1 protein-coding gene is annotated in these 440 nt (G+C 74.5%); it reads left to right on the top strand.

Features of this window, described 5'->3' with window-relative positions; translation table 11 throughout:
* A partial coding sequence (locus tag I5E_RS06220) for an ATP-binding cassette domain-containing protein (RefSeq protein WP_222836451.1) occupies window positions 1-290 on the top strand: 290 nt, incomplete at its 5' end.
* Window positions 291-440: the final 150 nt, after the last annotated feature.

The following is a 440-nucleotide window of genomic DNA, read 5'->3' as shown; positions in this document are numbered from 1 at the left end:
CCAGCCCGGTCGAGGATGACCGCCCCGTGCGACCTTCCAGCCCCGCACCGAGCGAGCAACACCGCACCGGATCACCCACCCCGCACGGTGCGGACGTCGTGCTCGCGGCCGAGGGGCTCGCGCGCGCGTTCGACGGCGTCCCCGCGGTCCGGGACGTGTCGTTCGGCCTCGGTCGCGGGCGCGTCCTCGGGGTGATCGGCGCCTCGGGGTCCGGCAAGACCACGCTCGCGCGGATGCTCCTCGGTCTCGAGGTCCCCGACGCCGGCACGGTCACGCTCGACGCGCCTTGAGTACCGAGACCGCGTCGTCGCCGTACGTGTCGGCAGCGGGCAGCAGCGAGGCCGACACGGCATCGGCGAGGAGCATCGGCGACGCCCCTGCGGCCCGGACCGTCTCGTCACGGGTGTACCGCCGTTCGCGACCGAGGATCGACGGCTTCG

The organism is Curtobacterium sp. B18 (assembly GCF_000333375.1).
Taxonomy (GTDB): domain Bacteria; phylum Actinomycetota; class Actinomycetes; order Actinomycetales; family Microbacteriaceae; genus Curtobacterium.
This window is presented reverse-complemented; position numbering and strand designations above follow the sequence as displayed.